General features: G+C 69.4%; 20 protein-coding genes and 1 pseudogene. 12 read left to right on the forward strand and 9 right to left on the reverse strand.

The features are described from left to right. Positions 1-250 precede the first annotated feature (250 nt). Positions 251-913, forward strand: a complete 663-nt coding sequence (locus P0W64_RS20535; protein ID WP_275482042.1) for a hypothetical protein — start codon at positions 251-253, stop codon at positions 911-913. A gap of 7 nt (positions 914-920) precedes the next feature. On the opposite strand, the gene P0W64_RS20540 is transcribed toward P0W64_RS20535, so the two are convergent. Next, positions 921-2,222 (reverse strand): class I SAM-dependent methyltransferase, encoded by a 1,302-nt coding sequence (locus P0W64_RS20540; RefSeq protein ID WP_275482043.1) that lies wholly within the window; start codon positions 2,220-2,222, stop codon positions 921-923. Between the two features lie 2 nt (positions 2,223-2,224). Continuing rightward, positions 2,225-3,622, reverse strand: coding sequence for an FAD-binding oxidoreductase (locus P0W64_RS20545; RefSeq protein ID WP_275482070.1), 1,398 nt, complete (start codon positions 3,620-3,622; stop codon positions 2,225-2,227). A gap of 185 nt (positions 3,623-3,807) precedes the next feature. On the opposite strand from P0W64_RS20545, the gene P0W64_RS20550 reads away from it, so the two are divergent. Both P0W64_RS20550 and P0W64_RS20555 read left to right on the forward strand, forming a co-directional pair. Further along, the gene (locus P0W64_RS20550) at positions 3,808-4,245 is read left to right on the forward strand and encodes an SRPBCC family protein (protein WP_275482044.1); all 438 of its coding nucleotides are present in this window, start codon (positions 3,808-3,810) and stop codon (positions 4,243-4,245) included. Between the two features lie 85 nt (positions 4,246-4,330). After that, entirely contained in the window at positions 4,331-5,224 is an 894-nt protein-coding gene (locus P0W64_RS20555; RefSeq protein ID WP_275482045.1) for a pseudouridine synthase, read from the forward strand. 58 nt (positions 5,225-5,282) lie between these two features. Here the strand turns inward: P0W64_RS20555 and P0W64_RS20560 are convergent, their stop codons facing one another. Beyond that, positions 5,283-6,092: an Rv3717 family N-acetylmuramoyl-L-alanine amidase gene (locus P0W64_RS20560; RefSeq protein ID WP_275482046.1), complete on the reverse strand. Its 810-nt coding sequence runs from the start codon at positions 6,090-6,092 to the stop codon at positions 5,283-5,285. Positions 6,093-6,190: 98 nt separating this feature from the next. On the opposite strand from P0W64_RS20560, the gene P0W64_RS20565 reads away from it, so the two are divergent. From P0W64_RS20565 to P0W64_RS20585, 5 genes and pseudogenes are all read left to right on the forward strand, one after another. Beyond that, positions 6,191-6,520, forward strand: a complete 330-nt coding sequence (locus P0W64_RS20565; protein WP_275482047.1) for a YbaB/EbfC family nucleoid-associated protein — start codon at positions 6,191-6,193, stop codon at positions 6,518-6,520. 4 nt (positions 6,521-6,524) lie between these two features. Further along, positions 6,525-7,130, forward strand: a pseudogene (recR, locus tag P0W64_RS20570) (recombination mediator RecR); the annotation flags it as partial. A gap of 162 nt (positions 7,131-7,292) precedes the next feature. Beyond that, the gene (locus P0W64_RS20575; protein WP_275482048.1) at positions 7,293-7,829 is read left to right on the forward strand and encodes a hypothetical protein; all 537 of its coding nucleotides are present in this window, start codon (positions 7,293-7,295) and stop codon (positions 7,827-7,829) included. A gap of 181 nt (positions 7,830-8,010) precedes the next feature. Further along, on the forward strand, positions 8,011-8,793 hold the full coding sequence (locus P0W64_RS20580; protein ID WP_275482049.1) for an IclR family transcriptional regulator: 783 nt from the start codon (positions 8,011-8,013) through the stop codon (positions 8,791-8,793). Between the two features lie 51 nt (positions 8,794-8,844). After that, complete coding sequence (locus P0W64_RS20585; RefSeq protein ID WP_275482050.1) at positions 8,845-9,381, forward strand: methylated-DNA--[protein]-cysteine S-methyltransferase; 537 nt, start codon at positions 8,845-8,847, stop codon at positions 9,379-9,381. Positions 9,382-9,388: 7 nt separating this feature from the next. On the opposite strand, the gene P0W64_RS20590 is transcribed toward P0W64_RS20585, so the two are convergent. Genes P0W64_RS20590 through P0W64_RS20600 form a run of 3 tightly spaced genes read right to left on the reverse strand, consistent with a single transcriptional unit; the run spans position 9,389 to position 12,322 of the window. After that, positions 9,389-10,093, reverse strand: a complete 705-nt coding sequence (locus tag P0W64_RS20590; protein ID WP_275482071.1) for a glutamine amidotransferase — start codon at positions 10,091-10,093, stop codon at positions 9,389-9,391. Between the two features lie 26 nt (positions 10,094-10,119). Next, entirely contained in the window at positions 10,120-11,370 is a 1,251-nt protein-coding gene (locus P0W64_RS20595; RefSeq protein ID WP_275482051.1) for a MurT ligase domain-containing protein, read from the reverse strand. Between the two features lie 34 nt (positions 11,371-11,404). Further along, positions 11,405-12,322: an EamA family transporter gene (locus tag P0W64_RS20600; protein WP_275482052.1), complete on the reverse strand. Its 918-nt coding sequence runs from the start codon at positions 12,320-12,322 to the stop codon at positions 11,405-11,407. A gap of 199 nt (positions 12,323-12,521) precedes the next feature. On the opposite strand from P0W64_RS20600, the gene P0W64_RS20605 reads away from it, so the two are divergent. From P0W64_RS20605 to P0W64_RS20615, 3 genes are read left to right on the forward strand one after another with little or no spacing between them, the layout of a single operon-like run. Then, a complete protein-coding gene (locus P0W64_RS20605) occupies positions 12,522-13,409 on the forward strand; it encodes a LysR family transcriptional regulator (RefSeq protein WP_275482053.1) in 888 nt (295 codons plus the stop codon). 32 nt (positions 13,410-13,441) lie between these two features. After that, positions 13,442-15,118, forward strand: a complete 1,677-nt coding sequence (locus P0W64_RS20610) for an FAD-binding dehydrogenase (protein ID WP_275482054.1) — start codon at positions 13,442-13,444, stop codon at positions 15,116-15,118. Continuing rightward, entirely contained in the window at positions 15,118-15,915 is a 798-nt protein-coding gene (locus P0W64_RS20615) for an SDR family NAD(P)-dependent oxidoreductase (protein ID WP_275482055.1), read from the forward strand. Before P0W64_RS20610 ends, P0W64_RS20615 begins: the two co-directional genes overlap by 1 nt. Before the next feature lie 76 nt (positions 15,916-15,991). On the opposite strand, the gene P0W64_RS20620 is transcribed toward P0W64_RS20615, so the two are convergent. Further along, positions 15,992-16,594 (reverse strand): TetR/AcrR family transcriptional regulator, encoded by a 603-nt coding sequence (locus P0W64_RS20620; protein ID WP_275482056.1) that lies wholly within the window; start codon positions 16,592-16,594, stop codon positions 15,992-15,994. A gap of 51 nt (positions 16,595-16,645) precedes the next feature. Between P0W64_RS20620 and P0W64_RS20625 the strand changes: the two genes are divergently transcribed. After that, the gene (locus P0W64_RS20625; RefSeq protein ID WP_275482057.1) at positions 16,646-17,503 is read left to right on the forward strand and encodes an alpha/beta hydrolase; all 858 of its coding nucleotides are present in this window, start codon (positions 16,646-16,648) and stop codon (positions 17,501-17,503) included. Between the two features lie 44 nt (positions 17,504-17,547). Here the strand turns inward: P0W64_RS20625 and leuA are convergent, their stop codons facing one another. After that, positions 17,548-19,416, reverse strand: coding sequence for a 2-isopropylmalate synthase (gene leuA, locus P0W64_RS20630; protein WP_275482058.1), 1,869 nt, complete (start codon positions 19,414-19,416; stop codon positions 17,548-17,550). A gap of 279 nt (positions 19,417-19,695) precedes the next feature. Next, positions 19,696-21,180, reverse strand: a complete 1,485-nt coding sequence (locus P0W64_RS20635) for an MFS transporter (protein ID WP_275482059.1) — start codon at positions 21,178-21,180, stop codon at positions 19,696-19,698. Positions 21,181-21,247 lie beyond the last annotated feature (67 nt).

A 21,247-nucleotide genomic window follows, 5' to 3' on the forward strand; every position in this document is an offset into this window, starting at 1 on the left:
CCGTCCGGAGCAGACCGGTCCCCGGCAGGCTGCACCGGATCCCATCGCGCCGGCCCGGCCCGGCCCGTCGGAATCAGCGACGACACCGGAACCAACGACACCGGAACCAACGACACCGGAACCAACGACACCGGAGCCTGTAACACCGGGCCCGGCTGCCGAGGCCGCGCCCCGCCAGGCGGTGGACGCGTCGCCTGGCCGCCGCGATCCGACGCGCCCCGAGCCCTCGCAGTCCCCGAGGCAGCCCCCGATGGCCAAGCAGCCGCCGGCAGAGTCCGGGATCACCGTGGAGGACGTGCGCTCCGACTGGCCCAAGGTGCTGCGTGCGGTGCAGGGGCGCAGCAAGGTTCTCGCGACGCTGATGGCTAACGTGCAGGTCGCTGCGCTGGCCGGCGACACACTGCACGTCGCGGTGGCGAATCCGGCGCTGCGGAGCCGGTTCTTCGACGCGCAGCACGCGCAGACTCTGCGCGACTCTGTCCGCGAGGTGTTCCAGACACAATGGGAGGTCATCGTCGGGGAGGGGGCGCCAGCGGCACCGTCATCGACGCCGCGCGCCGTGGCCGAGCCTCCGCGCAAGGCTGCGCCCACCTTCGAGCGGCGCAGCCGCGGCGCCCAGCAGACCCCCGACCAGCGACAGCAGTTCGCGCGGCCCGGCCACGGCCAGGATCAGACGCCCCGCGAGCAGCCGAGGCCGCAGGGCGGGACACCGCCGGGCGGTCACCACGACGACATCCCGCTTCCGCCGGAACCGGAGCCCGAGCCGGAACCCGAGATCAGCGAGGAGCAGATGATGGCCGACGCCGCCGCAGAGGACGCGGCGGTCGGCGAGTCCTCTGCTCCCCGGCGCGATCCCGACGAGGTGGCGCTGGAACTACTGAAGTCGGAACTCGGCGCCCGGCCGATCGACTAGGTCTCGGCTAGGGCCGCCACCACGGGCGCAGCGGCAGGCCGCCGTTCCCGCCCTGCTCGTCGAGCTTGACGCCGAGCACCTGGTGCAGCTGCACCACGTTGCGGTCGAAGCCGAGTCGAGAGCCCGCCATATATAGACCCCACACTCGGGCGGTGCCCAGGCCGACCTCGTTGACCGCCTCGTCCCAGTTGGCAACGAGGTTCTTGTTCCACTGGGCCAGCGTCTTGGCGTAGTGCGGGCGCAGGTTCTCCTCGTGCAACACCTCCATGCCACCGACGTCCTGGATCGCCGTGATCACGCGCCCCGACCCGGTCAGCTCACCGTCGGGGAAGACGTACCGGTCGATGAACTGCCCCGCCTTGCCGGACACCTTGTTGTCGGGCCGGGTGATGGTGTGGTTGAGCAGCAGGCCGCCCGTGCGGAGCTTGTCCCGCAGGGACGTGAAGTACGACGGGTAGTTCCGCACGCCGATGTGCTCGGTCAGGCCGATCGAGCTGATCGCGTCGAAGTCGGATTCGGCGACGTCGCGGTAGTCACTGAACCGGACCTCGGCGTGCGAGGTCAGCCCCTCCTCCGCGATCGCCTTCTGCGCCCACTCCGCCTGCTGCCGGGACAGGGTCGCGCCGATCGCGTGGACTCCGCGCCGGGCCGCATAGCGGACCATGCCACCCCAGCCGCATCCCACGTCGAGCAGCCGGTCGCCCTCCTTCAGGCCCAGCTTGTCGAACACGAGGCGGTACTTGTTCTCCTGCGCCTCTTCGAGACTCGCATCCGCAGTCGGGTAGCAGGCGCATGTGTACGTCATCGACGGCCCGAGCACCAGCTCGTAGAACCGGTTCGACACGTCGTAGTGATGGTGGATGGCTTCGGCGTCGCGGGTCTTGCTGTGCCGGAGGCCCTCCGCGAACCGGCGCCACTTCGGCAGCGCCTCCTGCGGGGGTGGCGCGATCGGCTTGAAGTGCTCGACCCCGATGGAGCGCGCGATCTGTGCCATGAGAAGCGGTGTGGGACGAGCGAACTGGAGGTTGTCCGACAGTGCCCGGAGTGGCTCGTATGGGTCTCCGGGATGTGCGCCGTGCAGTTCGAGGTCGCCTGCGATGTATGCGCGCGCCAGCCCCATGTCCGATGGTGCCGTGGCCAGGTAGGTCGTCCCGCGCGGCGTCTTGAGCTCCAGCTCGTACTGTGCGTCGGTGGGGCCGGCGGTGCTCCCGTCGTATGCGGATACCCGGATGGCGAGGTTCCCACCCGCCAGCTTCTCGATGATCTCGGCTAGCGAGAGCTTGGCCTTGTAATCCTCGTCGATAATCAACTCTATTGCCTCCGAACGGCTTTGGCGTACAAATCGAGTAGGCGCCCCGACGGGTCGTACGCGGCCTTCAATTCTCTGAAAATCTCCCCGCCGTACAGCTCGTCGAACTGCTCGGGCGAGTAGAAGGCGTCCGAGTACAGGGACTTGTGCCCCTCCAGCTCGGATACCTTGCTCTCGATCAGCCGATTCGCGCGCCCCTCCACCTGTCCGGGCCGTTCGGGCACGGCGGACCAGAAGCCGATGTTGACATATGTCCGCTTCGGTTCCAGGGGATAGAGCGGCCACGGCCGCACGGCATCCGCGCCCGGCGGAGCGGGATCACGAAGCCTCAAGGGGCACAACCAGATAGGCTCGATCGGTATCTCGTCGAGGAACCATTCGAGGAAGGCCGTGGTGTTCTCGATCGGCACCTCGATGTCCTGGACGACGCGCTCGCCTGGGGCCTCGCCGCGCCGGGCTGCGAGCCGGTCGCCGATGTCGAACCGGCGGTCCAGCGCCACCAGCTTCCAGTAGAAGCTGCTGCGCAGCAACGAATTCGGCCAGAGGCGCCGCACCTTCGGGTTCTGTGCCCCGAAAGCGCGCGAACACCAGAACCAGTCGGTGTCCCAGCGCCACAGGTAGTCGTGCGTCGTGAGCCGGTCCCGGAGCACGCCGTCTGCGTGCTGGATCGACCGGTAGTAGATGTGCTCGCCCGTGTAGTCGCTGACGGGGCCGTCCTCGTCGGTCTGCCGGCCCAGGCACAGATACGCCTCGTCGGCGGTGAACACCACGCCGTCGAGGTAGTCGACGGTCTCGCCGTCCCACGTTCCGCTGTCCACGATCGCGCCCATCGCCTGCTGCAGCTCGGCGAGCGAATGGAACCGTACATGGCGCAATGCGACGTATCGCCGTACAGGCTCCAGTTCGATGGTCAGGCGTACCGAGTACCCGAGCGTCCCGTACGAGTTGGGGAACCCGAAGTAGAGGTCCGCGTTGGGCCCGTCGGGAGCCGCGGTGACGATCTCGCCGTCCCCCGTCAGTATGTCCATGGACCGCACGGCCTCGTGTGGGAGGCCGCCACGAAATGCGCTGGACTCGATGCCCATACCGGTCACCGCACCGCCGAGCGTGATCGTCTTGAGCTGCGGCACCACCGTGGGCGCCAGCCCGAACGGCAGCGTCGCGGCCACCAGATCCTCATACGTGCACATCCCCGCCACATCGGCGGTGCGCGCCTCGGGGTCGACCGAGACGACTCCGCCGAGGCCCGAGACGTCCAGCCCGGGCGCCGTCGGCTTCGCGCGGGCGCGGAACAGGTTCGACGTCTTCTTCGCGAGCCGGACCGACGCACCGGACGGGATGGCGCGGTAGCTGGCGGACAGCTTCTCGACCCCCGCCGCGAAGGCGGCCTCCCCGGCGATGGGTACGGACGTACGGCTCCGCCGTGGCGCGCGCTGTGCATGATCCACGCCTTCGACGCTATACCCACCGGTACGGGGTGGCCACTCGGTTACCTACCGACGTCCGAATTCGCTAGTCTCGGCACGGACCGAGACCGAGGGCGCAGCCGCCGTGCCCCGGTGAGAACCACATGTGAAGGACTCCAATGGCTCAGGTAACCGCAACCCAGTCCGTGACCGTCGCCGCCGCACCGGACAAGGTGCTCGCCGCGCTCGCGGACTACGCGACCACGCGCCCGCAGATCCTCACCGAGCACTACCGGGACTACCGCGTCGTCGAGGGCGGGGAGGGGACCGGCACCGTTGCCGAGTGGATCCTGCAGGCCACCGCGAAGCGCTCACGCAACGTGCGTGCGACGGTCACCGTCGACGGCGGGACCGTCACCGAGACGGACGCCAACTCCACGATGGTGACCACCTACACGGTGGTGGCGGCCGGCTCCGGGGCGACCGTCACGACCACCACCAGCTGGCAGGGGGCCGGCGGTATCGGCGGGTTCTTCGAGAAGACCTTCGCGCCCAAGGGGTTGAACCGGATCCAGGCAGAGCTGCTCGGCAAGCTCAAGGCGGTGGTCGAGGCCTGAGGGCACGCGAGCGGAGCGACGGGGGTTGGGCACTCGTAGGAGACATCGGGGCGCGCCCGTCGCGCCCCTGCCGCTGCGCGATGGGGTGGACCCCACCCGCCTCGTGATCGCGGCCGAGGAGTCCGGCCGCGCGCTCGGCGACGTGCTCGAGGCGCGCTTCCCCGGCACGGGGACGTACCTGGCGGCGGAGTTCGCCGCCGGCTCGGTGGTGTCCGCCGACGGCGCCGTACTCGCCGCCGCCACCCCGGTGGCGGACCGGATGCCGGTGTGGCTCTATCGGCGGCTACCGGAAGAGGTCGAGGTCCCGTTCGCCGTGCGGGTGCTGTACCGGGACGAGCGGATCGTGGTGGTGGACAAGCCGCACTATCTGGCGACGATGCCCCGCGGCGCGCGGGTCGTGCAGTCGGTGCTCGTGCGGCTGCGACGCGAGCTGGACGATCCGCGGCTGGCGCCCGCGCACCGACTGGACCGGCTCACCGCCGGCGTGCTGCTGTTCACGGTGGACCCCGCAGTCCGCGGGGCGTACCAGCAGCTCTTCGCCTCCGGGCGGGCGCGTAAGGAGTACGAGGCGCTCGCCCCCGTCCGTTCCGATCTGGAGCTGCCTACCGTGGTGCGCTCCCGGATAGCGAAGACGCCGGGCATCATGCGCGCCTACGAGGTGGATGGCGAGCCGAACTCCGAATCGCGGATCGAGCTGGTGGAGACCCTCGGCGGTTACGGTCGCTACCGCCTCCTGCCGCGCACCGGGAAGACGCATCAACTGCGAATGCACATGTGTGGACTGGGGATACCCATCATCGGGGATCCGCTCTATCCGGAGCAGCGGCGAGTGGACGACGCGGATTTCAGCGACCCGCTGCGCCTGCTGGCGCGCAGGCTCGCATTCACCGATCCGGTGGACGGCACCGAGAGGGAGTTCGTCAGCCTGCGAGCGCTCGACCCGCCGCAGGTACCGGCTGTGGACGCCGGCACGCCGTAGCCGACCCACCGACGCCCGCAGCGGTGCCTGGGGTGGGTGTCGACGCGGGCGGGGTGGCTTATTTCGTCGCCCCGCCCAGGAATGCCGCGACGCCGTCGGCGAGCGCCTGCGCGATGCGCTGCTGACCGTCTGCGGAGTTCATCACCTTCTCGTCGTCCGCGTTCTTCATGTTGCCCGCCTCGACCAGCACGGCGGGTACGGTCGACAGATTGAGCCCCGCGAGGTCGGAGCGCGGGTAGATGCCGCCGGAACCGATGTAGTCGGCGGGCGCGAAGCCCGCCGAGACCATCGCGTCGCGCATCGCAGTCGCGTAGCGCTGCGAGGTCTGCTGCGCCGTGTTGAGCGGCGGGGAACTCAGATTCACGTGGAACCCGTGGTCGGCGGCCGGGGCGCCGTCCGCGTGGATGGATACGACCGCGTCCGCGGGCCACTTGTTGGCTGCCGCGGCGCGGGCGTCCACACACGGGCCGACGGATGTGTCGTCGCCGCGCGAGAAGATCACCTGGGCGCCCTGGGCTTCGAGGATCTCGTACAGCCGGTAGGCGACGTCCCAGTTGAAGGTGTGCTCGGCGAAACCGTCGTCGCCGGAGGTCCCGGTGGTCTGGCAGTCCTTGGTGCCGCCGCGGCCGGTGGGCACCTGCTTGTTGATCGAGGCGTCGTTGGCGCCGTTGTGGCCGGGGTCGAGGAAGATCTTCTTCCCCGACAACGACGCCAGGGGCGCCGCGGCGTTCGCTTCTCCGGCGGCGGCGGACGATACGCTGGACGCCGTGGCGCGGTACGCGCTGCCGGTGTCGCCCAGTGCGGCGCCGGCGACGAGGACCGCCGGAACCAGAGCGGCTGCCGACATGGCGATGCGGTGGGCTTTCACGTGCTCGACTGTAACGCCTCAGTAGTCACATCTGGTAACACCAGCCACAAATATTCGGACATATGCGGGCTAAGCACCCGCCGATCGGGAGGAACACCATGCAGCCGGGTGGATCGATGGATGACCTGATGGCGCAGGTGGGCGCCATGCAGCAGCAGCTCATGGCCGCGCAGGCGGAGATCGCGGCAGCGACGGTCGAGGGCCAGGCCGGCGGCGGCCTGGTGCGGATCAGCGCCACCGGTGACGGCCAGGTGCAGTCGGTGACGATCGACCCCAAGGTGGTCGACCCCGACGACGTGGAGACGCTGCAGGACCTGGTGCTCGGCGCTCTCAACGACCTCACCGAGCGCACGTCCGACCTCGCTCAGCAGAAGATGGGGCCGCTGGCCGGCGGTATGCCGGGCGCTCCCGGCCTGCCCGGCTTCTGACGCGATGTACGAGGGGCCCGTCCAGGAGCTGATCGACGAGCTCGCCAAGCTGCCCGGCGTGGGACCGCGCGGTGCCCAGCGCATCGCCTTCCATCTGCTGGGAGTGCAGCCGGGCGACATCGATCGGCTCACCCGCGCGCTCGACCGGGTGCGTAACGACGTCCGTTACTGCGAGGTCTGCGGCAACGTGGCCTCGGATGTGCGCTGCCGGATCTGCTCGGACCCGCGCCGTGACGCATCCAAGATCTGCGTCGTAGAGGAGCCGAAGGACGTCCAGGCGGTCGAGCGGACGCGTGAGTTCGACGGCCGCTACCACGTGCTCGGTGGCGCGCTGAACCCGATCAAGTCGATCGGGCCGGACAAGCTGCGCATCCGTGAGCTGCTCGTCCGGCTCGGCACCCCGGTCGACGGTGTGGAGGTCGCCGAGGTCATCATCGCGACCGATCCCAACACCGAGGGCGAGGCGACCGCCTCCTTCCTGGTCCGGATGCTCAAGGACTTCCCGGGCCTGACGGTGAGCCGCCCCGCCGCGGGCCTGCCGATGGGCGGTGAGCTCGAGTTCGCGGACGAGCTCACACTCGGTCGCGCCATGAGCGGTCGCCGTGCGCTGTCCGAGCCGCCGCGCGTGCTCACGGATCCGCCGGAGCGGCCGCGCGACATCGATCGCGACGCCGAGCCGCACGAGCCGCCTCCCGAGCCGCCGTACGATCCCGCCGCCGAACCGCCGTACGACCCTGCGGCACCGACATACGCCGGGCGGGAAGGCTGAGGCGTGGACGCCGACGGCGTCCTGCGCCACCTCGGCGCCGCCCGCGGGCTGGTCGCGATCGACGGACCGTCGGGGGCGGGGAAGTCGACATACGCGTCGGGTCTCGTAGCCGACCTCCGCTCCGCAGGACATCGGGTAGCGCTGGTGCGCACCGATGACTACGCGACGTGGGAGAACCCCGTCGCCTGGTGGCCGCGTCTACTCAAGGAGATCATCGATCCGTTCGCGCGCGGTTGGGACGCGCGCTACCGCCCCCTCGAATGGCGCGACGGCGTCGCTCGCCCGGGGCGTGAGGTACGCCTGTCGTGGGCACCGCTCGTCGTACTCGAGGGCGTGTCGAGCGCGCGTCGGTCGTTCGCTCCCCGCGTCTCGTTGCCGCTGTGGTTGGACGGCGGCACGGACGCTGTCCGACTCGAGCGGGCAGTCGCGCGCGATGGTGAATCCGAGCGGGAGCACCTCCGTCGTTGGCAGGAGTTCGAGCGTGGCTGGTTCGCCGTCGATCGGACCCGGGAGCGCTGTGTCGCGGCCGATCCGCCCTGACGAAAAACGACGTAATTGGAGAAAACGGGCGCCTTCGGGATACCGTCTGTATCGGAAATTACCGGACAATAGTTGCTATCCGATAGATTCCGGAACGACAAACATGGAGGTCGGCCTGTCGAGAACCGGCAGCGCCGCAGCAAGGTGGTGACCGGTGAACGGAGTGGGCGGAGTCCGGGCGGTGGCTCGAGCTACGGACTTGATCCTGGCGTTCAGCAACGAGTTTCCGGAGCTACGTCTGCGGGAACTCGCGGAGGCGACGGGGCTGCCCAAGGCGAGCACCCATCGCATCGCGGAGTCTCTGGTGGTGGCGGGCCTGTTGCGCCGGACCGTGGACGGCGCCTATGCGCTCGGTCCGCAGCTGATCGAGCTGGGGCGGCTCGCGGTGTCCTCGTCGCCGACGCTGCGCGCCGTCCGTGATGTGGCCGACTCGTTCGCGCTCGAGCCGCGCCAGACGCTGCTGGTCGCCGACGTGGACTGGAGCGCACAGAGGCTCGTGATCGTCGCGAGGCGCGATGCCGGCGCTGCGGTGACCGGGGTGTCGCCGGTGGGCCGTACCAGCCCCCTCTCCAACGGCGGCTTCAGCAAGGTGGCTCTGGCCACCCTGACCCGCGAGCAGCTCGACAACATCATGCCCACGATCCGCTTGGTGAGGCGCACACCGAACAGCATCGTGGACGCGGCCGCCATGCGGGCGGAACTCACCCGCGTGCGGACGCGCGGCTACGGCTACGACGTCAGCGAGTACGTCGACGGCGTCGCCAGTGTGTCGGTCCCGGTGCCGGACCAGGGTCGAGCGCTGGGCGTCCTGTCCGTGGTCGGGCCGGAGCAGCAGATGCCCGCCGAACGGATCGAGGCCCTGGGGCGTCAGCTCGTCGTGGCCGTGTCGGCGCTCACGCCGGGCCGGGCCGCCCCCGCGTCGGGTGGTGCGCAGCCCGAGGACGCCGCGCAGACCGCAGGCTGACGGTCGTTCATCCGCGAGCTACTTGTCAGTGGGCGGTGGTAGGCAGGTTCCATGGTCGGCACACCCGCGGACGGGTTCGCCCTGTTCGACACCGCGCTCGGCACGTGCGCACTCGCGTGGAACGAGCGGGCGCTCACGGGCGTGCAGTTGCCCGAGGACACCGTCGACGGGCTGCGCGTGCGGGCGCTCGACCTGCATCCCGGGGCCGTCGAGTCACCGCCTCCGGCGCATGCGCGGTCGGCGGCCGAGGCGATCGCGGAGCTCGTCGACGCGGGCGAGCGGGACCTCGTCGACATCCCGCTCGACATGGGTGACGTCGCGGCGTTCGCGCGGGATGTCTACGAGACGGCGCGCCGGATCCCGCCCGGCAGCACGTCGACCTACGGCGAGATCGCCGCTGAGATCGGCCGTCCCGGTTCGGCGCGGGCCGTGGGGCGGGCGCTCGGAGCGAATCCGTTCGCGATCGTCGTGCCCTGCCACCGCGTGCTCGCGGCGGGTGGCCGCACGGGCGGTTTCTCCGCAGGCGGCGGCGTCACGACCAAGATGTGGTTGCTGGCGCGCGAGCAGGCAGTGCTGGGCCTCTGGTGAGAGGACGTCAGGCGAGGCGCTCCCGGCGCAGCAGCTCGACGTCGGGGAGCTCGAGCGGCTTCTGCTCTTCGCCCGTGGCGCGCGCGAGGAGTAGGTCGGCGAGCTCCGGGTTCCGGGCGAGGGCGGGCCCGTGCATATAGCTGCCGAGAGCGCTGCCCTGCACCACGCCGTCGACCGCGAGGTCCGCTCCGTTCCCAGTGCCCCGCGTGACGCGCTGCAGTGGCTTCGCGTCCGGTCCGAGAGTGCTTCCGCCCCTGTGGTTCTCGAATCCCGTGAGCGGCTGCGTCAGGCCGTCTACGAGTGGTTCACCCGCGATCTCACCGATGGACCTCTTCGCCTGCGGTGTAGTGGTGAGGTCGAATAGCGAGATCCCGTCCACGCGTTCGCCTTCCGAGGTCTCGTACCAGTGGCCGAGAACCTGGATCGCGGCGCAGATCGCCAGTATGGGCGCACCGCGCTCCGCGGCCTCCTGCATGCCGGGGTACCGCGCGAGGTGGCGCGTCGCGAGGCGCTGCGCGTTGTCCTCGGCGCCCCCGAGCGTGTACAGGTCGCAGGTCGCGGGGACGGGGTCGCCCAGGGTGATCGGTAGGACCTCGGCCTCGTACCCCCGCATGCGGGCGCGCTGGCGCAGGATCAGGGCGTTACCCCCGTCGCCGTACGTGCCCATGACGTCCGGCAGGACGAGGCCGATCACAAGGGTCGAGTCGGTGATGCGCTCGGCGGAGCCGGAGAAATCGATCATTGCGCCGCCCCCCGTGCCTCGAGCGCCCGGCCCAGGTCCCGGAACGCGGTGTAGTTCGCGAGCACCTCTACGCGGCCGGGTGGGCAGGATGCTATGGCGGCCAACGGATCCGAGACCAGCGTGTGATCGGCGCCCGCATACGTGAGGCGCACCGCGAGGTCGGCGCCGCGCTCACCCGAGGCGACTACCTTGCCGTTCTCGAACCGCTCGAACTGCACGTCCCACAGCCACGAGAGGTCCTCGCCGTCGGGTACCTGGCCGTTCACGGCGATGACCAGACCGCCCGCGCTCCCGTCGATCATGGACATCGCCTCCTGCCATCCTGCGGGGTTCTTGGCCAACAGCATTCGCACCGAGTGATCGCCCACCTGGACGTGCGCGTACCGGCCTGCGACCTCCCCGACGGTGCCCACGGCCAGGGCCGCAGCGCGTGGGTCGGCGCCCATGGCGACCGCCGCGGCGACGGCCTGCGCGGCGTTACCACGGTTCGCGCGGCCGGGGAGGGCGAGCTTCATCGGAAGGACGAGACCTTCTGGTCCGTAGAGGTTCTCGTCGTCGACCCACCAGTCCGGGCGGGGTCGGCGGAAGTCCGCACCTGTCGAGTACCAGTCGTCGCCGTCGCGCACGATGGGCTCACCGGATCGAGGGCAGGATGTCGAGTCCGAGGTCCAGCCGGCGCCCGCAGCGACCCACACGACCTTCTTCGCGTCGTACGCGACCGACGTGACCAGGACGTCGTCGCAGTTGGCGATAACCGTCGTCCCCGGGTGAGCGGCGACGGCCGCCCGTTGCTTCCGCTCGATCATGTTGATCTCGCCGACGCGGTCCAGCTGGTCTCGCGAGAGGTTCAGGAGCACGAGCGCCTCGGCGTGCACGGCGTCGAGGACGTGCGGCACGTGCAGCTCGTCGACCTCGAGCGCGGCTAGCGGTGCCGCCTGGTGCGCTGTCAGGGCAGCGACGATGCCCGCATCCATATTCGCGCCGTCGGCCTGGGTCGCGACGTCTTCCCCCAGCGTGGCGAGCGCGGTTGCCGTCATGCGTGTGGTCGTGGACTTGCCGTTCGTGCCGGTGACGACGGCGGTGCGGCGCCCGGCGGCCAGCGCGGCCATGAGGTCCGGCTCGATCTTCAATGCGACGAGCCCGCCGATCATGGAACCTTTGCCGCGGCCGGCCCGCTGAGAGGCCCAGGCTGCGGTCCGGGCGGCGAGCAGGGCCGTGCGCGCGCGCAGCGGCAGACGTTGCGACATGCCGGACAGGATACGGCCCTCGTTCGGGTGCCGATCAGACCCGCACGGGTTCGGCCTCGGGAGCGGGCCGGGTCGGGCGCGCACCCGTGAGTCCTGCGAAGCAGCCGGCGAGGACGACGATGCCTCCGGCCAGCGCGAGCAGGGTCGGGCGTTCGTGCAGTATCAGGAAGCTCGCCGCGATCCCGACGACGGGCACGAGCAGCGACACGGGGGCCACCGTCGATGACGGGTAGCGGGCCATGAGCCACGTCCACAGCCCGGATCCGGCGATGGTGCCCAGCAGGACCACGTACGCGAGCCCGGCGAGAGCCTCCCGGCCCGGCACCGACCCGAGGCTGTGCGCGAGGGCTCTCCAGCCTGTGGTCGGACCCTCGACGACGGCACTCAGCGTAAGTAGCGGCACGGGCGGGACGACGGTCATCCACAGAGTGAAGCGAAGCGGGTCGGCCGGTTCGGCCAGCCTGCTACCGATGTTGCCGAACGCCCACGCGAGCCCCCCTCCTATCGTGAGCAGCACGGGTATCACCCCCGCAGCCGCCGAATGCTCGGCGCGATCCACCAGGATGAGCGCCATGCCCGCCATGGCGACAGTGATCCCGGCGATCTGCCGCGTCGTGATCCGCTCGCGCAGCAGCAGAGCGCCTAGGACGACGGTGAACGGCGCGGATGTCTGCAGCACCAGCGACGCCAGTCCGGTAGGCATCCCCAGGTGCATGGCGAGAAACAGTCCCATGAATTGGAGCGTGCCGAATCCCAGCCCGTACAACAGCATCCACCTCAGCGGAACCTGCGGGCGAGAGACGAACGCGATCACCGGGATCGCGATCACGAGGAACCGCAGGCCGGCCATGAACAGGGGCGGAAAGTAGTCCAGGCCGTACCTGATCGCGAGGAAGTTCAGTCCCCACAGCACTACGACGGACAGTGCGACCAGGCGGTGACGGGGGCTCATGCGCTCCAGCTTCGCTCCACAAAATGAGTTGTTCAATCGAATATTTCTACACAAACCATGTAGTTCTGCTACATCATGCGTGTGCTGCGTGTGCCACCTGCCCGCACTCGCAGGTGCCGTATCGGGGGCACCGCGCGTCTCGCGGAGCCGCCTGGTCGCAGACACGGCCGCGGTGAACCGGGCTGTAGGGTCGCAGGCCATGGACGTGCACCGACTGCGGATCCTGCGGGAGTTCGCGGATCGCGGCACCGTCGTCGCCGCGGCGGCTGCGTTGGACATGACGCCGTCTGCGGTGTCGCAGCAGCTCAAGGTGCTCGCCCGGGAGGCCGGCGTCGAACTGCTCGAGCCCGACGGTCGCCGCGTGCGCCTCACGGACGCGGGCCTGGCGCTGGTGGCCCGTGCGGAGTCGGTGCTCGGTGAGCTGGACCGGGCACGCGCAGAGATGGACCGCTACCGGAACACCCCGACGGGGGTCGTCCGTCTCACGATGTTCCCCTCCTCCGCGGAGTTGCTGCTGCCCGGCGTGCTGCGCCGGGTCGAGGGCGTCGCCGTGCAGGCGACCGACCTGGACCTGCCCGGGACCGAGCTTCCGGCGATGCTGGCGGACGCGGACATCGTCGTCACCCATCGCGACGAACGCGCCGCGCCCCTCGGTGGGCCGCGTATCGCCTCGCGGACCCTCATGCGCGAGCCGATCGACCTGTGCGTGCCCACGGGCCACCCCCTCGTCGAGAGAGCGCGCGTCGAGCCCGGCGAACTCGGCGGACTCGACTGGATCAGCGTGCGTGACGGATTCCCGGTGGACGACGTGCTCCGCTCCTTCTCGACGGTGACCGGTGTTCAGCCGCGGATCACGCAGCGGATCAACGACTTCCGTTCCATGCAGGCGCTCGTCGCGGCGGGTCTCGGCGTCGCGCTGATGCCACGGCACGCCGTCACCCATCCCGGCGTGGTCGCGCTCGAGCTCGCCGGCGTGCGGGCGGCCCGTATCCTCGAGGTCGCGACACGGCCGGGTGCGCCCCGCCGCCCCGCCGTCGCGGTCGTCCTCGCCGCCCTCGATGAGACGGTCGCCGCCCTCGACGCGTGACCCATCGGCGCCCCGCGCCGTAAGGTGAGCCCATGACGGACACCGCACCAGATGCGATCATCGTCGGCGCCGGCCTGGCGGGCCTGGTCGCCGCTCACGAGCTGACCAAGGCGGGGCGGCGTGTCCTGATCCTGGATCAGGAGAACCGGAACAATCTGGGCGGCCAGGCGTTCTGGTCCCTGGGTGGGTTGTTCCTGGTCGATTCGCCCGAGCAGCGCCGTCTCGGAATCAAGGACTCCTTCGATCTCGCTTATCAGGATTGGCTCGGCTCCGCGGGCTTCGATCGCGAGGACGAGGACCGTTGGCCGCGCCGATGGGCCCGGGCCTACGTCGAATTCGCGACGTATCGTAAACGCCAGTACCTGCACGACCTCGGCCTGCGTGTGACACCCGTCGTCGGGTGGGCCGAGCGGGGCGGGGGGCTCGCTTCGGGGCACGGCAACTCGGTGCCCCGGTTCCATCTCACGTGGGGCACGGGCCCCGAAGTGGTGCGTGTCTTCCGCGAGCCGGTCGAGCGTGCCGAGACAGCGGGCCTGGTGCGCTTCGCGTTCCGCCACCGGGTCGACGAGCTGCTGACCGACGACGACGGCGTGGTCGGGGTCAAGGGTGCGGTTCTGTCGCCGACGGACGCCGAACGTGGGGTGGCGACAGGGCGCGAAACAGTGGGGGACTTCGAGTTCCGGGCCAAGACGGTACTGGTCACGTCCGGCGGCATCGGACACGACTTCGATCTGATGCGGAAGTATTGGCCGGTCGAACGCCTGGGCGTGTTCCCGGGCCACATGATCGCGGGTGTGCCTGCGCACGTCGACGGGCGCATGCTCGCGATCACCGAACGCGCCGGCGGGAACATCGTCAATCGCGACCGGGTGTGGGCGTACACCGAGGGCATCCACAACTGGGACCCGATCTGGCCGGATCACGCCATCCGCATCATCCCCGGTCCGTCGTCGATGTGGTTCGACGCCAACGGGAACAGACTCCCGGCCCCCAACTTCCCGGGCTTCGACACCAACGCGACGATGCACGCGATCCTGTCGACCGGATTCGACTATTCGTGGTTCGTACTCACCGAGACGATCATCGAGAAGGAGTTCGCGTTGTCGGGGTCCGAGCAGAACCCGGACATCACGGAGAAGGATCTGCGACTCGCGCTGGGGCGGGTGAAGTCGAAGGGCGCCCCGGGTCCCGTCGAGGCGTTCAAACAGCACGGTGTGGACTTCGTGGTGGCGGAGAATCTGCGTGAGCTGGTCGACGGTATGAACCGGATCGGGCGCGGCGGCCGCATCGACCACGACGCGCTTCACGCCGAGATCGCAGCGCGCGACCGGGAGATCGACAATCCGTTCAGCAAGGACGCCCAGCTGCAGGCCATCACCAACGCGCGGAAGTACCTCGGGGACAAGGTGGTCCGGGTAGCCAAGCCGCATCGCATCTTGGACCCTGCACACGGTCCGCTGATCGCGGTTCGATTGAACATCCTGTCCCGCAAGACATTGGGCGGCTTGGAGACGGACCTGTCGGCGCGCGTCCTCGGGTCCGGGGGTGAACCGGTTCGCGGCCTCTATGCAGCCGGCGAGGTCGCGGGTTTCGGCGGCGGCGGTGTCCACGGCTACAACGCGCTCGAGGGAACCTTCCTCGGCGGCTGCATATTCTCGGGAATGACGGCGGGGCGCGCTGCGGCGGCCGCCACGGCAGGAGGTGAGTGATGACTCGCACGGCACTGGTGACAGGAGCATCGTCGGGTATCGGGCGCGAGGTGGCGATCGCACTGGTAGACAAGGGCTATCGCGTTCTCGGGACCAGTCGCAACCCCGATGCGGTCGCGCACTGGATCCCTGGCGTCGAATACCTCCCGCTGGACCTCGCAGACCGCGAGTCCATAGCAGCATGCGCCGCGGCCGCCGGCGACGTCGACATCGTCGTGAACAATGCAGGCGAGTCCCAGTCCGGTCCGCTCGAGGAGCTGCCGGCCGATGCCGTCGACCGGCTGTTCCAGACCAATGTGTTCGGAGCCGTGCAGCTGACGCAGAAGTTGTTGCCGGGTATGAGATCTCGCGGCTACGGACGCGTCGTGATGGTCGGTTCGATGCTGGCGAGCTTTCCACTGGCGTATCGGGGTTCGTACGTCGCCGCGAAGGCTGCGCTGAAGGGGTTCGCAGCTGCGGCCCGGCAGGAGCTCTCGCCGTTCGGAGTGTGGGTCACGACCGTCGAGCCCGGATCGATCTCCACCGGTATCGGCGAGCGTCGCACCAAGTACATCGACGATGAATCGGTGTACCGCAGGGACTTCGACACCATGATCTCGCGCCTTGATGCCAACGAGCGGTCGGGCATCACTCCCGCGAGAGTCGCCGGGGTGATCGTCGCGGCGATCGAGGCGGACAAGCCACGCGAGTTCTACGCGGTGGGGTCGAACGCGCCGTTGGTGTTCCTGATGAAGCGGCTCTTCCCGGTGGGCGTGGTCTCGTCCGTCGTGGCGCGAAAGCACGGGCTCAGGCGTTGACCCATCGCGGCGCGTCGTAGCTCGTTGCCGCGCGCATGGCATCGAGAGGATGTCGTCCGTACGATCCAGCTGCGACTCAGGGAGGTCGACGTCGACCGGACGACGCCGTCGCCGGTGTGGAGGCTGCGAGGGTGCGTCCGGCGGCGCGCAACGGTTCGGTCGACCGAAGGGTGCGGGAGAGGATGAAGGCGCCTTCGAGCGTGGACAGCACGGCGAGCGAGAACGACCGCGCCGCAGAGGCTTCCAATCCACGCGCGGCGAAGTAGTCGGTGGCGGAATCGACCCAGCCCGCTACCACTTCTGCGGCGACCGCGCGCAGTCCCGGATCGGTGTCGCCGACCTCGCCGGCCACGGTGCCCACAGGGCACATGTTGATCCAGTCCGCTGCCTCGATCTGATCGGCCGCGGCGTCGAATGCGGATGCGACCGCCTCGACGAGATCCTGGTGCGGGTCGAGCAGAAGCGGCAGCAGTTGTATGTATGCGGCGCCGGATTCGCGGAGTGCTGCCGCGGCGAGCGCCGGCTTCCCCTCGGGGAAGAAGTGGTAGAGCGAGCCGGTGGTCGCCGCTGCGGTCACCGTTACCTGCTTGACCGATGTGGCGGCGTATCCCTGACGCCGCATCAGCTCGTGCATCGCGGTGACCAGCCGCTCTCTCGTGGTTGACGACTCCGTACCCATGGCCCTAGCCTAGAGCAATCGTTCTAGAACGGTCACTCTAGGAGGCTTCTCATGCCGACCGTCGACCTGCCAGCGGGCCGCATCCACTACGCCGAGACCGGCGAGGGGCCACCGGTCGTGCTGCTGCACGGCCTGCTGATGAACCACACGGTGTGGGACGAGGTGGTCGCCGAGTTGCCTGCCGGATTCCGCTACATCAGGCCGGATCTGCCGTTCGGCGCGCACCCGGAGCCGATGCGCCGGGACGCCGATCCGAGCATGCGCGGCCTGAACCGATTGGTCGCCGATTTCCTCGAAGCACTCGACCTCACGGATGTCACTCTGGTGCATAGTGACTGGGGTGGGGCACTGTTCCTGACCGCGTACGGCCTCGACGACCGGCTGGGATCCATGGTGATCCTCCCGTGTGAAGCCTTCGACAACTTCCCGCCCGGTGTGCCAGGCCGGGTGGCCGCCGCGTCGGCACGCGTGCCGGGTGCCCTCGCCCTGGGCCTGCGGCAGATGCGGATACCGATGATCATGCGCACGCCGTTCATGTTCGGTGGGATGACGGTCCGCCCCGTCGCGCCTGATCTGGTGCGCCGGTGGACCGAACCGGGAATACGCTCGGCGGCCGTCCGTCGCGACCTTCTGGGGTATCTGCGGTCACCCCGGAGTAGGCGGGAATTCGTCTCGAATACCCATGCGCTGAGCCGATTCCACGGTGACGCACTGGTCCTGTGGTCCTCTGCGGGCAAGGTCATGCCCCGCGAGCACGGCCGGCGCCTCGCCGATCTGATCCCGCACGGTCGTCTGGTCGAGCTCGACGACGCCTACGTCCTCTCCATGCTCGATCGCCCGGCTACCGTGGCCACGGAGCTGGCCGCCTTCCTCACCCGCCGCCGAGACCAGACCGCTGCGGGCCGATGAGAAGGATGGTGGGGCAGGTCGTTTCCTGCCCCACCACCGGGTGGTCAGGGCGCCCAGGTGCGAGTCGAGGCCTCGCCGGCGGCGGCCACCTCGGCAGCCACCGATCCGTGCGCACGGTTGACGGCGGAGACGACGGCGCGTAGCGAGGCGGTGGTGATCGACGGCGCGATGCCGACGCCCCACGCGGTGCGGTCCTTACCATCCACTGTCACAACGGCTTCCACGTATGCGGCGGCCTGGGCATCGTCGCCGGCGGACATGGCGTGCTCGCTGTAGTCGAGCACCCGCACGTCGTATCCGACACCGGACAGCGCGTCGACGAACGCCGCGAGCGGCCCGTTGCCCTCGCCGGAGATCTCCTCCTCCTTGCCGTCGACCTTGACGATCGCGTCGATGTGGTCGACACCGCCGTCGACCTCGGACGCGGTGACCTTCTGGCGCATGCGCTCCAGCGGCCGGATCGGATCGAGGTACTCGGATGCGAAGACGTCCCACATCTCCTTGGGCGTGACCTCGCCGCCCTCGCCGTCGGTGATGGACTGGACGGACTTGCTGAACTCGATCTGCAGGCGACGCGGAAGGTTCAGGCCGTGGTCGGCCTTCATGATGTAGGTGACGCCGCCCTTGCCGGACTGGCTGTTGACGCGGATGACGGCCTCGTAGGTGCGGCCGACGTCCTTGGGATCGATGGGCAGATAGGGCACCTGCCATAGGATGTCGTCGACGTCCTGGTCGGAGGCGTCGGCGTCGACCTTCATCTGGTCCAGCCCCTTGTTGATCGCGTCCTGGTGGCTGCCGGAGAAGGCGGTGTAGACGAGGTCGCCGCCGTAGGGGTGGCGTTCGGGCACCGGCAGCTGGTTGCAGTACTCGACGGTGCGGCGGATCTCGTCGATGTCGGCGAAATTGATCTGCGGGTCCACGCCGCGACTGAACAGGTTGAGCCCCAGCGTCACCAGGCATACGTTGCCGGTGCGCTCGCCGTTGCCGAAGAGGCAGCCCTCGATACGGTCGGCACCGGCCTGGTAGCCGAGCTCGGCGGCTGCGACGCCCTCGCCTCGGTCGTTGTGCGGGTGCAGCGACAGGATGACCGAATCGCGTCGCTCGAGGTTTCGGTGCATCCACTCGATGGAGTCGGCGTACACGTTGGGCGTCGCCATCTCGACGGTCGCGGGCAGGTTGAGCACCATGGGGTTATCCGGTGTGGGAGCGATGATCCCGGTGACGGCATCGCACACCTCCTTGGCGAAGCTCAGCTCGGTGCCCGTGTAGGACTCGGGGGAGTACTCGTACCGCCACTGGGTGTCGGGGTACTTCGCCTGCTCTTCGAGGCATTTGTCCGCGGCGTGCGTGGCGATCGCCTTGATGGCGGCCTTGTCGGCGCGGAACACGACGCGGCGCTGTAGCACCGACGTCGAGTTGTAGAAGTGCACGATCACGCGGTTCGCGCCGCGGCACGCCTCGAAGGTGCGCTCGATCAGTTCGTCGCGGCACTGGGTGAGCACCTGGATGGTGACGTCCTCGGGGATCGCCCCCTCCTCGATGATCTCCCGCACGAAGTCGTAGTCGGTCTGGCTTGCCGCTGGGAATCCGACCTCGATCTCCTTGTAGCCCATACGGACCAGGAGGTCGAACATGCGGCGCTTACGCGCCGGGCTCATGGGATCGATCAGTGCCTGGTTGCCGTCGCGGAGGTCGACGGCGCACCACAGGGGGGCGGTGGTGATCACCTTGTCCGGCCAGGTGCGGTCCGGAAGGGCGACGCTCTCGACCTCCGCCTCGAACGAGCGGTAGCGGTGCGCGGGCATCGGGGAGTTGCGCTGCGGGTTCCAGACCGGCTGATCGGCCGGGGCGGCGCCGCTCGGGGTGACGATGCGCGATACGCCGGACGAGAAGGAATCGGCTGCGGGGCTCATGATGTGGCTCTTTCTCTAGATGGGGCCCGGGAGGTTTCTCGACCGGCGAGCCATCTTGCACGGCTGAACCCGCGACGGGGAGCCGGTCGATTCAGGCCCCGCCGCGGCACCCGAGGAGGAGCACGCGCTGCATGCGTTCGACGCTACACCGCCTCTCGCGACGACGGCAATTCGCCTAAGGCGTGCGCGAGGCGGGACGCGGCCGCCATGACGCGAGTGTCTGCGCAGGCATAGGCGCCGGTATCGCCGGCTCCCCCATCGCGTGCCGTGCGGACGGCGTCATACCGTTCGCCGCAGCGCCACCCAGGCGGCGCCTGCTGCCGCGACCAATACCAGCGCGGCCACACCGACGGTCACGTGGATCCCGTCCACCCATGCGCCCATGGCGTACGAGGCGAGGGACGAGTCCCCGTCGGCGGCCGAACGCCCGAGGGTCTCGCCGAGGGTCTCGTCGACGCGCCCGCCCGCCGTGAAGACGGCGGTTGCGACCGACCCGAGCACCGCGACGCCGAGCGCAGTACCCAACTCGAAGCTCATCTCGGAGATCGCGGTGGCCTGGCCGGCGCGGTCGGCCGGCGCGGCGTCCAGGGCGACGGCGGAGACGAACGTGAAGAGGACGCCGTATCCGGCGCCGGCGACAACGGTACCCGCGACGTACACCCACACCGGGCCGCCCGTGCCGAGCGCTACCAGCACCAGTTGGCCTGTCGCCGCCACGAGCAGCGACGCGACGAACGTCCAGCGGCGGCCGAGGTAGCTCTCGATCCAGGGTGCGCGGAGCGAGAAGTAGGCGACGACGACGGCGGTCGGCAGCCCCAGCAGCGCCGCCTTCAGCACGTCGTAGCCGAGCACCGACTGCAGGTAGATGCCGGTCAGATAGCCCATGGCGCCGAGAGTGGACATCGCCGCTATGGTGCCGACGATCGCGACGGTGAACATGCGGTTGCGGAACAGGTCGAGCGCGAGGAGCGGGTGTTCCGCACGCCGCTGCTGGCGGACGAACGCCACGAGGACGGCGGCACCGACCGCCGCGACGATTCCCGTCGCCGCCGAGAACCCTTCGGAGGCAAAGGTCTTGAGCGCGTAGACCAGAGGCAGGATCGAGCCCATCGACAGCACGACGCCGAGCAGGTCGAACGGTGCCGAAGTGCGGCCCGGGGACTCGGGGATGAGCGCCGGGCCGGCCACCAACAGCAGCACGAATACAGGCACGTTGATCAGGAAGACCGAGCCCCACCAGAAGTGATGGAGTAGCGCGCCGCCGATCACCGGCCCGACCGCCATACCGAACGAGAACGCGGCGGACCAGATGCCTACCGCGAGCGCGCGATCACGGGACCTGTTGCCGGAGAACATGTTCCCGATGAGCGCGAGGCTCGCGGGCAGGAGCGTCGCGCCGCCGACGCCCATCAGGGCGCGGGCGGCGATCATCGTGCCGGCGGTGGGAGCGAACGCGGCGGCGATCGATGCTGCGCCGAACAGCGCCGCGCCGCACAGCATCAGTCGGCGCCGGCCCCAGCGGTCACCGAGGTTGCCCATCGTGATGAGCAGGCCCGCGAGTAGGAACGGGTAGATGTCGAGGATCCACAGCTGCTGTGCCGCAGACGGCTGCAGCGACTCCGTGATGCGCGGCAGGGCCAGGTAGAGCACCGACGTGTCCATCGACGCCAGGAAGACCGGTAGGAGCAGGGTGCCCAGGCCGAGCCACTGGCGACGGCTTGCCGGCGGCGCATCCGGCGGCGCGGGCGGGGCGTGGTGGGACACGGGGCGCTCCTTGACATGCAATCGTCTGCGTACGACGTACGCAGGCTGGGATGGGTACACTGTACGC

The sequence above is a fragment of the Tsukamurella sp. 8F genome (assembly GCF_029167375.1).
In the GTDB taxonomy this organism is placed as follows: domain Bacteria; phylum Actinomycetota; class Actinomycetes; order Mycobacteriales; family Mycobacteriaceae; genus Tsukamurella.